17 protein-coding genes are annotated in these 13054 nt (G+C 71.5%); 6 read left to right on the plus strand and 11 right to left on the minus strand.

Translation table 11 applies throughout. The features are described 5' to 3' along the window. The first annotated feature begins 206 nt into the window (after positions 1-206). Positions 207-392, plus strand: a complete 186-nt coding sequence (gene rpmB, locus CP984_RS11190) for a 50S ribosomal protein L28 (protein ID WP_003984695.1) — start codon at positions 207-209, stop codon at positions 390-392. A 112-nt stretch (positions 393-504) separates the two neighbouring features. Here rpmB and thiD read toward each other — a convergent pair whose 3' ends face one another. Then, positions 505-1296: a bifunctional hydroxymethylpyrimidine kinase/phosphomethylpyrimidine kinase gene (gene thiD / locus CP984_RS11195; protein WP_003984696.1), complete on the minus strand. Its 792-nt coding sequence runs from the start codon at positions 1294-1296 to the stop codon at positions 505-507. A 46-nt stretch (positions 1297-1342) separates the two neighbouring features. Then, on the minus strand, positions 1343-2323 hold the full coding sequence (locus tag CP984_RS11200; protein ID WP_003984697.1) for a thiamine-phosphate kinase: 981 nt from the start codon (positions 2321-2323) through the stop codon (positions 1343-1345). A 227-nt stretch (positions 2324-2550) separates the two neighbouring features. Between CP984_RS11200 and CP984_RS11205 the strand changes: the two genes are divergently transcribed. Together CP984_RS11205 and CP984_RS11210 are read left to right on the plus strand one after the other, a co-directional pair. Next, on the plus strand, positions 2551-2784 hold the full coding sequence (locus CP984_RS11205) for an Lrp/AsnC family transcriptional regulator (protein WP_003984698.1): 234 nt from the start codon (positions 2551-2553) through the stop codon (positions 2782-2784). An 8-nt stretch (positions 2785-2792) separates the two neighbouring features. Next, positions 2793-3287 carry a DUF3515 domain-containing protein gene (locus CP984_RS11210; protein WP_003984699.1) on the plus strand — a complete coding sequence of 165 codons (495 nt, stop codon included), beginning with the start codon at positions 2793-2795 and terminating at the stop codon, positions 3285-3287. Between the two features lie 38 nt (positions 3288-3325). On the opposite strand, the gene CP984_RS11215 is transcribed toward CP984_RS11210, so the two are convergent. The 3 genes from CP984_RS11215 to CP984_RS11225 all read right to left on the minus strand — a co-directional run bounded on the left by CP984_RS11215 (position 3326) and on the right by CP984_RS11225 (position 6421). Beyond that, positions 3326-4468 carry a D-alanine--D-alanine ligase family protein gene (locus CP984_RS11215; RefSeq protein WP_003984700.1) on the minus strand — a complete coding sequence of 381 codons (1143 nt, stop codon included), beginning with the start codon at positions 4466-4468 and terminating at the stop codon, positions 3326-3328. Between the two features lie 124 nt (positions 4469-4592). Further along, positions 4593-5594 (minus strand): NAD(P)H-dependent glycerol-3-phosphate dehydrogenase, encoded by a 1002-nt coding sequence (locus CP984_RS11220; protein WP_003984701.1) that lies wholly within the window; start codon positions 5592-5594, stop codon positions 4593-4595. Continuing rightward, the gene (locus tag CP984_RS11225; RefSeq protein WP_003984702.1) at positions 5591-6421 is read right to left on the minus strand and encodes a lysophospholipid acyltransferase family protein; all 831 of its coding nucleotides are present in this window, start codon (positions 6419-6421) and stop codon (positions 5591-5593) included. The genes CP984_RS11220 and CP984_RS11225 overlap by 4 nt, the downstream gene beginning before the upstream one ends. Positions 6422-6562: 141 nt before the next feature. Between CP984_RS11225 and cofC the strand changes: the two genes are divergently transcribed. Next, positions 6563-7249: a 2-phospho-L-lactate guanylyltransferase gene (gene cofC, locus CP984_RS11230; RefSeq protein ID WP_043979971.1), complete on the plus strand. Its 687-nt coding sequence runs from the start codon at positions 6563-6565 to the stop codon at positions 7247-7249. Here the strand turns inward: cofC and CP984_RS11235 are convergent. The 5 genes from CP984_RS11235 to leuC form a co-directional block, all read right to left on the minus strand. Continuing rightward, positions 7230-7451: a hypothetical protein gene (locus CP984_RS11235; protein WP_003984704.1), complete on the minus strand. Its 222-nt coding sequence runs from the start codon at positions 7449-7451 to the stop codon at positions 7230-7232. The two genes, cofC and CP984_RS11235, sit on opposite strands and share 20 nt — an antisense overlap. Before the next feature lie 138 nt (positions 7452-7589). After that, positions 7590-8303 carry an HU family DNA-binding protein gene (locus tag CP984_RS11240; RefSeq protein ID WP_003984705.1) on the minus strand — a complete coding sequence of 238 codons (714 nt, stop codon included), beginning with the start codon at positions 8301-8303 and terminating at the stop codon, positions 7590-7592. Positions 8304-8428: 125 nt separating this feature from the next. Beyond that, complete coding sequence (locus tag CP984_RS11245; protein WP_003984706.1) at positions 8429-8674, minus strand: SCO5555 family protein; 246 nt, start codon at positions 8672-8674, stop codon at positions 8429-8431. A gap of 135 nt (positions 8675-8809) precedes the next feature. Next, the gene (leuD, locus tag CP984_RS11250; RefSeq protein WP_003984707.1) at positions 8810-9403 is read right to left on the minus strand and encodes a 3-isopropylmalate dehydratase small subunit; all 594 of its coding nucleotides are present in this window, start codon (positions 9401-9403) and stop codon (positions 8810-8812) included. 3 nt (positions 9404-9406) lie between these two features. Beyond that, the gene (gene leuC / locus CP984_RS11255; RefSeq protein ID WP_003984708.1) at positions 9407-10837 is read right to left on the minus strand and encodes a 3-isopropylmalate dehydratase large subunit; all 1431 of its coding nucleotides are present in this window, start codon (positions 10835-10837) and stop codon (positions 9407-9409) included. A 172-nt stretch (positions 10838-11009) separates the two neighbouring features. Here leuC and ndgR point away from each other — a divergent pair, with 172 nt between their 5' ends. Beyond that, positions 11010-11726, plus strand: a complete 717-nt coding sequence (gene ndgR, locus CP984_RS11260; protein WP_003984709.1) for an IclR family transcriptional regulator NdgR — start codon at positions 11010-11012, stop codon at positions 11724-11726. A 91-nt stretch (positions 11727-11817) separates the two neighbouring features. Here ndgR and CP984_RS11265 read toward each other — a convergent pair whose 3' ends face one another. Next, positions 11818-12297 (minus strand): DUF4188 domain-containing protein, encoded by a 480-nt coding sequence (locus CP984_RS11265; protein ID WP_003984710.1) that lies wholly within the window; start codon positions 12295-12297, stop codon positions 11818-11820. Between the two features lie 84 nt (positions 12298-12381). Here CP984_RS11265 and CP984_RS11270 point away from each other — a divergent pair, with 84 nt between their 5' ends. Next, positions 12382-13029 (plus strand): MerR family transcriptional regulator, encoded by a 648-nt coding sequence (locus CP984_RS11270; protein WP_003984711.1) that lies wholly within the window; start codon positions 12382-12384, stop codon positions 13027-13029. Positions 13030-13054: the final 25 nt, after the last annotated feature.

Below are 13054 nucleotides of genomic sequence, written 5' to 3' on the forward strand. Positions count from 1 at the left end.
GCACAGTAGCCGCGGTCGGGGCGGTCCACCGGGGCGGGGCCCGCGGCGATCGTGGTAGTTTCGTGTCACGGGAGCGGTCGTTGTATGCTGCTCCGGTTGCCCGATGCGAATCGGGCCATTCCTACTCCTGGCGAAGCCGGTCGGTTCAATGCACTCCGCTCGTCGGGATTTCACCGTAAGTGCATCTGAAGTCTTTGGAGTGACCCGTGGCTGCCAACTGCGACGTCTGCGGCAAGGGGCCGGGCTTCGGCAAGAGCGTTTCCCACTCGCACCGCCGTACCAACCGTCGTTGGAACCCCAACATCCAGACGGTGCGCGCGGTCATCGGGCGCACGCCGAAGCGGCTCAACGTCTGCACCTCGTGCATCAAGGCCGGCAAGGTCTCGCGCTGACGTCATAGTCGTAGCGCAGCCCCCGCCGGTTGCCTGAAAGCCGGTCCACCTCGGTGGACCGGCTTTTTGCCGTACCCGCGTGCCGTACGCGCGCGAAGCCCCGCGAACGGCGCTACCCCCGCAGCCGCCACCCGTGATCCACCGGCCCGATCCCCGCGCCCAGGCGGAAGCCGCCCGCGATGGCGCCGGTGACGTACTCCTTGGCCGCCGCGACGGCCTCCGGGACGGTGTCCCCCCGGGCCAGCCGCGCGGCGACGGCGCTGGCGAGCGTGCAGCCGGTGCCGTGGGTGTGCCGGTTGTCGTGCCGCGGCGCGCGCAGCCAGTGCTCCTCGGCGCCGTCGGTGAGCAGGTCGACCGCGTCGCCCTCCAGGTGGCCGCCCTTGATCAGTGCCCAGCGCGGCCCGAAGCCGAGGACCGCGGCGGCGGCGCGCCGCATATCGGCCTCCTCCTGGACCCGTACGCCCGTCAGCTGGGCCACCTCGTCGAGGTTGGGGGTGGCGAGGGTGGCCGTGGGCAGCAGCTTCGTGCGGACCGCGTCCAGGGCGGAGGCGGCGAGCAGCGCGTCGCCGTGCTTGGAGACGCCGACCGGGTCCACGACGACCGGTGCGGAGAGCCCGGCGAGCAGGTCCGCGACCGTCTCGACCAGCTCCGGCGACGAGAGCATGCCGGTTTTGACGGCCTGGACGCCGATGTCGTCCACGACGCTGCGGAACTGGGCCCGTACGGCTTCGGCGGGCAGTTCCCACGCGCCCTGCACGCCGAGTGAATTCTGCGCGGTGACGGCGGTCAGCACGCTCATGCCGTGCGTACCGAGCGCCAGCATCGTCTTCAGGTCGGCCTGGATGCCCGCACCGCCGCCGGAGTCGGACCCGGCGACGGTCAGGACGCGTGGAGGTGTAGGCATGCGGCCGAATCTACCGGGGCCCCGCGCGGGGCCCGCCCACGGTCCCTCAGAGGCCGGTCGGCTCGCCGTCCGGCTCCCCGCCGAAGTGGTCCCACCCCGCGTTGACCCAGGGCGCCCCGTCCACCGTGACCTGCGGCAGCGCCGACGGGTGCAGCACCTCGCCGATCACCTTCCAGCGGGCCGGCAGCTTCACGTCCGGCGGGAACGTCGCCACGATCGCGTGGTCCTCGCCCCCGCTGAGCACCCACTGCATCGGGTCCACGCCGACGGCCGTACCGATGTCGGACATCTGCGAGGGGATGTCGATCTGGCCCGAGCGCAGGTCGATACGGACCTTGCTGGCCTCGGCGATATGGCCGAGGTCGGCGACCAGGCCGTCGCTGACGTCCGTCATGGCGGTGGCGCCGAGGCCGGCCGCCGCCGGGCCCGCGTGGTACGGCGGCTCGGGGCGGCGGTGCGCCTCCACGAAGGCGCGCGGGGAGCGGAAGCCGCGGGTGAGGACCGCGTATCCGGCAGCGGACCAGCCCAGCCAGCCGGTGACGGCGACCACATCGCCGGGCTGGGCACCGGAACGGGTGACCGGCTCCTGGTTGCGCAGGTCGCCCAGGGCGGTGATCGCGACGGTGATCGTGTCGCCGCGCACCACATCGCCGCCGACCACCGCGGCGCCCGCCACCTGGCACTCGTCGCGCAGCCCGTCCATCAGCTCGCTCGCCCAGGTCGCGGGCAGTTCGGCGGGGACGACCAGGCCGAGCAGGATGGCGGTGGGCACCGCGCCCATCGCGGCGATGTCGGCCAGGTTCTGCGCGGCGGCCTTGCGGCCCACGTCGTAGGCGGTGGACCAGTCGCGGCGGAAGTGCCGCCCTTCGAGGAGGACGTCGGTGCTGGCCACGACCCGGCGGTCCGGCGCGGTGATCACCGCGGCGTCGTCGCCCGGCCCGATCCGTACGGCCGGGGTGGCGGTGAGCCGGGAGGTCAGCTCCCTGATCAGCCCGAACTCGCCCAGCTCGCCCACGGTGCCCTTCATGCTGCTGCCCTTCCGACGCGTACGGACGATCCGTACTGCGCTGCCGATCCGTACTCCACCACCGCGCGCCCGGCCCGTGCTTCTCCCGGGCGGACGGCCGTCGTGCTCCCCCTGGTCCTACCGCACGACGCGTTCCCGGCGGCGCGGGTCTCCCCGGCGCGCGCACCGACGCGGTACCGTGGCGTCCCTTCTTCCCACATGATCCTCGAAGCCGCCCTGGAGGTCCCGTGGTACAGGCGTACATCCTGATCCAGACCGAGGTGGGCAAGGCGTCGGCCGTCGCGGAAGTGATCGCCAAGATCCCCGGCGTGCTCCAGGCCGAGGACGTCACCGGTCCGTACGACGTGATCGTGCGGGCGCAGGCCGAGACGGTAGACGAGCTCGGCCGCATCGTGGTCGCCAAGGTCCAGCAGGTGGACGGCATCACCCGCACCCTGACCTGCCCGGTGGTCCATCTCTAGCTCCCCGTATGCTCGGCCGGGTGATCTCCTCGTCGCGCCGGCTGCTCGTACCGGCCCTGCTCACCGTGGCCTTCGCCGCGGTGGGCTGCTCGTCCTCGGTCCCCGTCGCCGCCCCCTCGCCCGAGGGTGCGTCCGCGCGGCAGTGCCGGGCGCTCCACGAGGAGTTGCCGCGGACCGTGGACGGGCTGGAGCGCGGCACCGCCGATCCGGTCTCGGACTTCACCGCCGTGTGGGGCGATCCCGCCGTCCGGCTGCGCTGCGGGGTGGACAAGCCCGCCGTGCTGACACCTGGAAGTGAACATTACAACCCCGGTGCGGACGCGGCGGAAGTCAACGGCGTCGAGTGGCTCTTCGAGAAGCAGGGGGACGAGGGGTACCGCTTCACGACCGTACTGCGCAAGACGTACGTAGAGGTGAGCGTCCCCGAGAAGTACGCCCCCGAGGTCGATGTGCTGACCGACCTCGCGGCCGCGGTCAAGAAGACGGTGCCGGCCGGAGTCTGAGCCCTCCGGCCGGGCGCGGTCCCTGTGCTCCGGGCGCCTCAGCGCAGGCCCGTCGGGCGCCGCAGGGCCGACTGGACCAGCCGGTCGATCAGCTCCGGGTAGCTCACACCGCTCTCCTGCCACATCCGCGGGTACATCGAGATGGGCGTGAAGCCGGGCATCGTGTTGATCTCGTTGATGACGTAGGTGCCGTCGTCCTGGAGGAAGAAGTCCACCCGGGCCAGGCCCTCGCAGGACAGCGCCTCGAAGGCGCGGACGGCCAGCTCCTGGACCTCGGCGGTCTGCTCCACGGTCAGCGGGGCGGGCACCAGGCCGGTGGCCGAGTCGATGTACTTGGCCTCGAAGTCGTAGAAGGTGTGGTCGCTGACGGGCGGGATCTCGGCCGGGAGGCTGCCGCGCGGCCCGTCCGCGAACTCCAGCACGCCGCACTCGATCTCGCGGCCGGTGAGCAGGGCCTCCACCAGGATCTTCGGGTCGTGGCGGCGGGCCTCCTCGATGGCCGCGTCCAGCCCGGAGATGTCGTCGACCTTGCTGATGCCCATGGAGGACCCGGCGCGGGCGGGCTTGACGAAGATCGGCCAGCCGTGTTCGGCGGCGAAGTCCACGATCCGCCGGCGGGCGGCGGCGCCGCCGTCGGGCTGCTCCCACTCGCGGGGGCGGACGACCTCGTACGGGCCGACCGGCAGCCCGTAGGAGACGAACACCCGCTTCATGTACTCCTTGTCCATGCCGGCGGCCGAGGCGAGCACGCCCGAGCCGACGTAGGGCACGCCGGAGAGCTCCAGGAGGCCCTGGATCGTGCCGTCCTCGCCGTACGGGCCGTGCAGTACGGGGAAGACGACGTCGACGCCGCCCAGCGCCTTGGGCACCGAGCCGGGTTCGCTGTAGACGACCTCACGGCTGGTCGGGTCCACGGGGAGCTGGACGGCCCCCTCGGCGGTCTCGGCCAGTTCCGCGACGCTCGGCAGCTTCCGGTCGGTGATGACCATCCGCGCGGGGTCGTCGGCGGTCAGCGCCCAACGGCCTTCGGCGGTGATGCCGATGGGCAGCACGTCGTACTTCTCGCGGTCGATGGCCGAGAGCACGGCGCCCGCGGTCACCACGGAGACGGCGTGCTCGGAGCTGCGGCCACCGAACACGACGGCGACGCGGGGCTTCTGGGGAGGGGTCTGGCTGCTCATATCGGGTTGAGGGTACCTGCTGCCCCAGGGGGAGCCGATGCCGCGGGCCGGTGCGGCACGCCCGGAGCCGCCGGGGCGCCGGGCGCGGGCCGGGGCACAGCGGCACCGGGCACGGGCCGGGGCCTCAGTGGCGCTCGGGCTTGGCGCTGCGCGACATCAGCTCCTTGAGGGCCACCAGCGGCGGCTTGCCCTCGTGGACGATGTCCACGACCGTCTCGGTGATCGGCATGTCGACGCCGTGCCGGCGGGCCAGATCCAGTACCGACTCGCAGGACTTGACGCCCTCGGCGGTCTGCTTGGTGACCGCGATGGTCTCCTCCAGCGACATGCCGCGGCCGAGGTTGGCCCCGAAGGTGTTGTTGCGGGAGAGCGGCGAGGAGCAGGTGGCGACCAGGTCGCCCATTCCGGCGAGCCCGGCGAAGGTGTGCGCGTCGGCGCCCATCGCCAGGCCCAGCCGGGTGGTTTCGGCGAGGCCGCGGGTGATCAGGGAGGCCTTGGCGTTGTCGCCCAGGCCCATGCCGCCGGCCATGCCGACCGCCAGCGCGATGACGTTCTTGACCGCGCCGCCCAGCTCCGCTCCGACCACGTCGGTGTTGGTGTACGGGCGGAAGTACGGGGTGTGGCAGGCGGCCTGGAGGCGCCGGGCGACGGCCTCGTCCGCGCAGGCGACGACCGCGGCGGCGGGCTGCCGGGCGGCGATCTCCTTGGCGAGGTTGGGGCCGGTCAGCACCGCGACGCGCTCGGCGGGCGCCTTGGCGACCTCTTCGATGACCTCGCTCATCCGCTTGGCGGTGCCCAGTTCGACGCCCTTCATCAGGGAGACCAGGACGGTGTCGGCGGGCAGCAGCGGTGCCCATTCGGCGAGGTTGCCGCGCAGGGTCTGGGAGGGGACGGCCAGGACGGTGAAATCGGCGCCGCGCGCGGCCTCGGCGGGGTCGGTGGTGGCCCGTACGGACTCCGGCAGCTGTGCGTCCGGCAGGTAGTCGGGGTTGGTCCGGCCGGTGTTGATGGCGTCGACCAGGCCCGCTCTGCGGCCCCACATCGTCACCTCGCAGCCCGCGTCGCCGAGCACCATCGCGAATGCGGTGCCCCAGGACCCCGTGCCGTAGACGGCGCAGCGCGTCACTTGCCTTCATCCTCCTGTGTCTTCGGTGCCTGGTCGTCCAGTTTCACGCCCCGCTCGTCCAGCTGGCGCGCCCGCTCGGCCTTCTGCTGCTCGCGGCGGGCCCGGCTGCGCCGGACGGCGTCCTTGCGGTGGTCGTACGGCTCGGCAGGGGCCGGCTCGCCGCGCAGTTCGGCCAGCAGTTCGGTGACGGCGGCCATGACCTTCTCGGTCACCGCGCGCAGCACGTCGGCGGTCGGCTCCTTGCCGTAGAACTCGCTGAGGTCGACCGGCTCCCCCGCCTTGACCCGCAGGGTCTTGCGCGGGAACAGGCGCAGCTTCTTCTCCTTGGCGTAGGGCGGCATCACCTCGTTGGCGCCCCACTGGGCCACCGGGACGACCGGCGCCTTGGTGAGCAACGCCACCCGGGCGGCCCCGGTCTTGCCCTGCATGGGCCACAGGTCGGGGTCGCGGGTGAGGGTGCCCTCGGGGTAGAAGGCGACGCATTCGCCCTTGTTGATGGCGGCCACGGCGGCGCGGAAGGCGACCGCCGCGTCGGCGGATTCCCGGTAGACGGGGATCTGGCCGGTGCCGCGCATCACCGCGCCGACAAAGCCGCCCTTGAAGAGCCCGGACTTGGCGAGGAATCGCGGGACCCGGCCGGTGTTGTACTGGTAGTGCGCGTACGACAGCGGGTCCAGATACGAGTTGTGGTTGACCACGGTGATAAATCCGCCGTCGGCGGGAATGTGCTCCATTCCCTGCCAGTCCCGCTTGAACAGAACCAGGAGCGGCGGTTTGCAGATGACCGCGGCCAAGCGGTACCAGAAGCCGATTCTGCGGCGGGACACTGGGACACCCTCCTTGTGGGGATCTGCTGAGCTGCTGCGACCCGGCAGCCGCACAAGTGTCGCCCCAGGTACCCGCTATGTCGAGAACACCGTAACCCCGCCGCTCACGGATGGCGGTGACGGCAGGTGAGAATGAGGGCGATGCGAAGTGAAGGAGCGGACGCCGGATGGAGCCTGGTCGTCCCGCTGAAACCCCTGGTACGGGCGAAGAGCAGGCTGTCCGGGGCGGTGGGGGAACGGCTGCGGCCGCAGTTGGCACTGGCGTTCGCGCTGGACACCGTGACGGCCGTGCTGGCCTGCGAAGACGTCGTGGATGTGGCGGTTGTCACGGACGATCCGGCGGCCGGGGAACGGCTCGCGGCCCTCGGCGCTCACGTCCTCGCGGACGTTCCGGGCCGTGGCTTGAACGCGGCGCTGGCCCATGGGGCGGCACAGGTGCGCCGACGGCGCGCCGGGGCCGCCGTGGCGGCGCTGAACGCGGATCTCCCGGCGTTGCGCCCGGGGGAACTGAGCCGGGTGCTGACGGCCGCCGCCGCATTTCCCCGGGCATTTCTCGCGGATGCGGCGAAAATCGGTACGACGCTGCTGTCCGCGGCCCCCGGAGTGGAATTGGCGCCCGCTTTCGGGGGGCCGTCCCGGGCGCGGCACCGCGAATCGGGGGCGCACGAGATCCTGCTGCCGGGCACCGAATCCGTACGCCGGGACGTGGACACCGGAGCGGATCTGCTGGCCGCGCTGGAACTGGGCGTGGGGCCGTACACCGCCCGCTGTGTGCCGGGGATACGGGACCGCGCGGGCCTGGAAGGCGTCAGAACGTCTGGAGCGTGACGAGCACGATGCGGCGCCCGTCGGTTTCCGTACCGCTGCCGGCCTCGCCCTCGACCTCGATGCGCACCCGCTGACCGGGCCGCAGCAGCCGCAGGCCGCCCGCGTCGAAGGCTGCCGCGTCGAAGGGCAGCGGCGTGCCGTCGTCGAGCAGCACGCTGCCGCAACGGGTCTGGGCGTCGTAGGTGTACGCGGTGGCCTGCATGGGGCCACCCTAAACGGCGCCCGCGGGCCGATCGCCCTGGACGGCGCCGGTACGCGCCCTGGACACGCGGGTACGACGCACCGCGGGCCGGGCTCCCCGGGGGGAGTCCGGCCCGACGCGTGGCGTCGCCGCTGCTGATTACCGCTTGCGGGCGGTGGTCTTCTTGGCGGTGGTCTTGCGGGCCGTGGTCTTCTTGGCCGGGGCCTTCTTCGCCGTCGCCTTGGTCGCGGGCGCGGTCTTCTTGGCCGTCGCCTTCTTGGCGGTGGTGGTGGCCTTCTTGGCCGGGGTGGCCTTCTTCGCGGCCGTGGTGGCCTTCTTGGCGGTGGCCGTGGTCTTCTTGGCCGTCGCCTTCTTCGCCGTGGCGGTGGTCTTCTTCGCCGGCGTGGCCTTCTTCGCCGCGGCCGTCGTCTTCTTCGCCGGCGTGGCCTTCTTGGCGGTGGCGGTGGTCTTCGTCGCCGTCTTCTTGGCGGTGGCCTTCTTGGCCGCGGCCTTCTTCACGGTCGAGCGGGTGGAAGTACCACCGGAAAGGCTGCCCTTGGGGGCCTTCTTGACGGCCACGTCGTTCTTCGGGAGCTTCTTCGAGCCGCTGACCAGGTCCTTGAAGCCCTGACCGGCACGGAAACGGGGCACCGAGGTCTTCTTGACCCGGACCCGCTCACCCGTCTGCGGGTTGCGGGCGTAGCGGGCCGGACGGTCCACCTTCTCGAACGAACCGAAACCGGTGACCGATACGCGGTCGCCGGAGACAACTGCACGGACGATTGCGTCCAGTACCGCGTCCACCGCGTCCGCGGCGTTCTGACGGCCGCCGAGCTTGTCGGCAATGGCTTCTACGAGCTGCGCCTTGTTCACGTCTTCCCCTTCGGAGACATTGCTGGAACGAAAGTGTTCAAGCCTTTTCGCACGTTAGGCAGATATATACCGCAAATCAAACACGAAACGGGCTAATCACCCTTGTGCCGCAACGAACTCGACCTTCACGGAGTTCCGTCGGCGTGCACGTCTTCGGGAAAGCGACCCTCGTCGAGGTCGTTCATGAACCACTCCAGACGCCTTGCCGCGTCCGCCAGATCGTGTTTCGCCGCCGCCGTGATGACGAGCAGCTTCCGGGTCAGCGCCATGCGTACGCCCTCCGGGACTTGCAGTGTCCGCACTCGTGTGTGTGCGTCCTTGAGTCGGTCGGCGACGAGACCGTAGAGCTCGAGTTGGTCGTCGCGTTCCATGCGCTAATTGTGCCATCTGCGGCGAGTTGTCGCTTCACGGGGCCTCAACAGACGCCTCCACACGCCGATGCGCCCCCTGCCAACCAGCAAGGGGCGCATCGTACGCAATAAGGCTTTGAGCCAAAAAACCCGAGGTCAGACTACTACCGTACGCGGCTTGAACGACGGCCTGTTCGCCTCGTACCGGGCGATGGCCTCCTCCTCCCGAAGAGTGAGGCTGATGTCGTCCAGGCCCTCCAGCAGCCTCCAACGCGCGTTCTCGTCCAGCTCGAACCCTGCGGTGATGCCCGGTGCCCGGACCTGCCGGCCGACGAGGTCGACGGTGACCTCGGCCGCGGGGTCCGCCTCGGCGAGCTTCTGCAGCGCCTCGACGGTCTCCTGCGGCAGCACCACGGTCAGCAGTCCGTTCTTCAGCGAGTTGCCCCGGAAGATGTCCGCGAAACGCGATGAGATGACGGCCTTGAAGCCGTAGTTCTGCAGCGCCCACACCGCGTGCTCGCGCGAGGAGCCGGTGCCGAAGTCGGGACCGGCGACCAGGACCGTCGCCCCGCGGTACGCCTCCTGGTTCAGCACGAACTCCGGATCCTTGCGCCACGCCTCGAAGAGCCCGTCCTCGAAGCCGTCGCGGGTGACCTTCTTGAGCCAGTGCGCGGGGATGATCTGGTCGGTGTCCACGTTGCTGCGGCGCAGCGGGACGGCCCGGCCGGTGTGCGTGGTGAAAGCTTCCATGGTTCAGACTCCCGCGGGCGTGCGTACGTCGGCGTCGGACAGGTCGGCCGGCGATGCGAGATGGCCGAGAACCGCCGTTGCGGCGGCGACCTGGGGCGAGACCAGGTGGGTGCGGCCGCCCTTGCCCTGCCGTCCCTCGAAGTTGCGGTTGGAGGTGGAGGCGGAGCGCTCGCCGGGGGCCAGCTGGTCCGGGTTCATGCCCAGGCACATCGAGCAGCCGGCGTGCCGCCACTCGGCACCGGCCTCGGTGAAGACCTTGTCGAGCCCCTCCTCGACCGCCTGGAGGGCGACCCGTACCGAGCCGGGGACGACGAGCATCCGCACCCCGTCGGCGATCCGGCGGCCCCGTACGACCTCGGCCGCGGAGCGCAGATCCTCGATCCGCCCGTTGGTGCACGAACCTACGAAGACGGTGTCCACCCGGATGTCGCGCAGCGCCTGACCCGCCGTCAACCCCATGTATTCCAGAGCCTTTTCGGCGGCGTGACGCTCCGATGCGTCTTCGTACGAAGCGGGGTCGGGGACGCGTTCCGAAAGCGGCGCGCCCTGCCCCGGGTTGGTGCCCCAGGTGACGAACGGCGCCAGCTCCGCGGCGTCGATGACGACCTCGTGGTCGAAGGCCGCGTCGTCGTCGGTGCGCAGCGTCTTCCAGTACGCGACGGCGGCGTCCCAGTCGGCACCCTCGGGGGCGTGCGGGCGCCCCTTCAGGTACGCGAAGGTGGTCTCGTCGGGGGCGATCATCCCGGCCCGGGCGCCCGCCTCGATGGACATGTTGCAGATGGTCATCCGGGCCTCCATCGAGAGCTTCTCGATGGCCTCGCCGCGGTACTCGATGACATAGCCCTGGCCGCCGCCGGTGCCGATCCGGGCGATGACGGCCAGGATCAGGTCCTTGGCGGTGACGCTCTCGGGCAGCTCGCCCTCGACGGTGACGGCCATGGTCCTGAACGGCGCCATCGGCAGCGTCTGGGTGGCCAGCACGTGCTCGACCTGGCTGGTGCCGATGCCGAAGGCCAGCGCGCCGAACGCGCCGTGGGTGGAGGTGTGGCTGTCGCCGCAGACCACGGTGGTGCCCGGCTGGGTCAGTCCCAACTGCGGTCCCACCACGTGGACGACTCCCTGCTCCACGTCGCCCAGCGGGTGCAGCCGCACCCCGAAGTCCGCGCAGTTCTTGCGCAGCGTCTCCAGCTGGGTGCGGGAGACCGGGTCGGCGATGGGCTTGTCGATGTCGAGGGTGGGGGTGTTGTGATCCTCGGTGGCGATGGTCAGGTCGGTGCGCCGCACCGAGCGGCCGGCCTTGCGCAGGCCGTCGAACGCCTGCGGGCTGGTGACCTCGTGCAGCAGGTGCAGATCGATGAAGAGGAGGTCGGGCTCGCCTTCCGCGCGCCGGACGACGTGGTCGTCCCAGACCTTCTCCGCGAGTGTCCGTCCCATCGCTTTCCCTCCGGCCGGCCGCATCGCCGGCCCAACTCGACTGTGTGCGCAGCGCCCGTCCCCCTGCACCGGACGTCGTGCCGGGCCCTGGTCGGGGGCCGTGGATACAGATTGGCGGGTTCGCCGGAACTTTGAACTTGCGTTTCACACTGTGAGACGCGAGTATCGTTGCATGGACAACTCTAGCGGCGTCGGCGTTCTCGACAAGGCAGCTCTGGTACTGAGCGCTCTGGAGTCCGGTCCGGCCACCCTCGCCGGGCTGGTCACGGCGACCGGGCTCGCACGGCCCACGGCCCACCGGCTGGCCGTGGCACTGGAACACCACCGGATGGTGGCCAGGGACATGCAGGGCCGGTTCATCCTCGGCCCGCGGCTCTCCGAGCTGGCCGCGGCGGCCGGCGAGGACCGCCTGCTGGCCACGGCCGGACCGGTGCTCACCCACCTGCGCGATGTGACGGGCGAGAGCGCGCAGCTCTACCGGCGCCAGGGCGACATGCGCATCTGCGTGGCCGCGGCGGAACGGCTGTCCGGACTGCGGGACACCGTCCCGGTCGGCTCCACGCTCCCCATGAAGGCCGGCTCGGCGGCGCAGATCCTGATGGCCTGGGAGGAGCCGGAGCGGCTGCACCGCGGCCTCCAGGGCGCGCGTTTCACGGCCACGGCCCTGTCCGGCGTACGGCGCCGGGGCTGGGCCCAGTCGATCGGCGAGCGCGAGCCGGGCGTGGCCTCGGTCTCCGCCCCCGTACGCGGCCCCTCGAACCGCGTGGTCGCCGCCGTCTCGGTCTCCGGACCGATCGAGCGGCTGACCCGGCACCCGGGCCGGATGCACGCCCAGGCGGTCATCGACGCCGCCGCCCGGCTCAGCGAGGCGCTGCGCCGTACCGGCTGAGCTGCCGGGACACCTGCCGACCTGCTAAAACGCCGACCGGCCGGTGCGGGCACGACGCCCGCACCGGCCGGTCGGCCGTATCGCACCCCGTCTACGCCACGCTCACGGCGGCGCCGTGCGCCCCACGCCGGCCGGACGTGACACCGTACGCGGCGCCGAGCCCGGTCGGCGGCATCGAGCTGTAGAACGTGCTGTACGCGCCCGCCGGCACGACGTACGTCTCGTGCCAGATGCCGACTCCCCCGCCGCCGCGCCGCGCGCGGCGGTTGAACGCCGCCCACGCGGGGCGGTGCCGCCGGTCCGGGTCGGAGGCGTACGCGTACAACTTCTCCCGCGACTCCCAGTATTGGACGACGCCGAAGAGGCGCGACCCGCCGCCCAGCGCCCGGTACCCGAGCAGCCCCGAACTCCGATCGGCCGCCAGCTCCTTGAGCATGGGCGGCATCGCGAGCAGCGCCGGCAGCCAACTGCGCACCGCCCACAGCCGGTTGATGCGCATCCCGATCATGAAGACGACCACTTCCCCGTCGACGTCCGCCACCGCGCTCCCCGGCACGACCTTGTCCCCCATGGCGATCTCCTGCCTCTCCACTTCTTTGGATAGCGGCACTATCCATGGTTGGATAGTGACACTCTCCAAGGAAGGGTGCAAGGGATGCGACTGGCGGAACTGAGCGAACGCAGCGGGGTGCCCACCGCGACGATCAAGTACTACCTGCGGGAACGGCTGCTTCCGCCGGGCGAGCGGATCACCGCCACCACGGCCGAGTACGGGGACGCCCATCTGCGCCGGCTGCGCCTGGTGCGGGCGCTGGTCCAGGTCGGGAAGATGCCGGTGGCCACCGCGCGCGAGGTCCTGGCCGCGGTCGAGGACGAGTCGCTGGACCACCACATGCGCCTCGGCGCGGCCGTCTGGGCCCTGCCGCACGACCCGGGCCCCGAGACGGAGACCCCGGAGACCGCCGCCGCGCGCCGGACGGCGGACGAGCTGCTGCACCGCCTGGGCTGGCGGTACGGGCTGGAGACGGGCCCGGCCTCCCCCGCGTACGGGATGCTGGTGAACGCCCTGGCCGCGCTGGCCCGGCTCGGCTATCCGCACGCCGTCGAGAACGTACTGCCGTACGCCCGGATCGCGGGCGAACTGGCCGTCGCCGACCTGGACTTGGTGGAGGAGTACGAGACGCCGGCCGAGCAGGTGGAGGCCGCGGTGGCGCTGACCGTACTGCTGGAGCCGGTGCTGCTGAGCCTGCGGCGGCTCGCGGAGGCGGAGGAGTCGCACCGCCGCTTCGGCAGCGACGCGTGAGCCGGGGCCATCGGCCCCATGCGGA

Source organism: Streptomyces rimosus (genome assembly GCF_008704655.1).
Classification (GTDB): Bacteria; Actinomycetota; Actinomycetes; order Streptomycetales; family Streptomycetaceae; genus Streptomyces; species Streptomyces rimosus.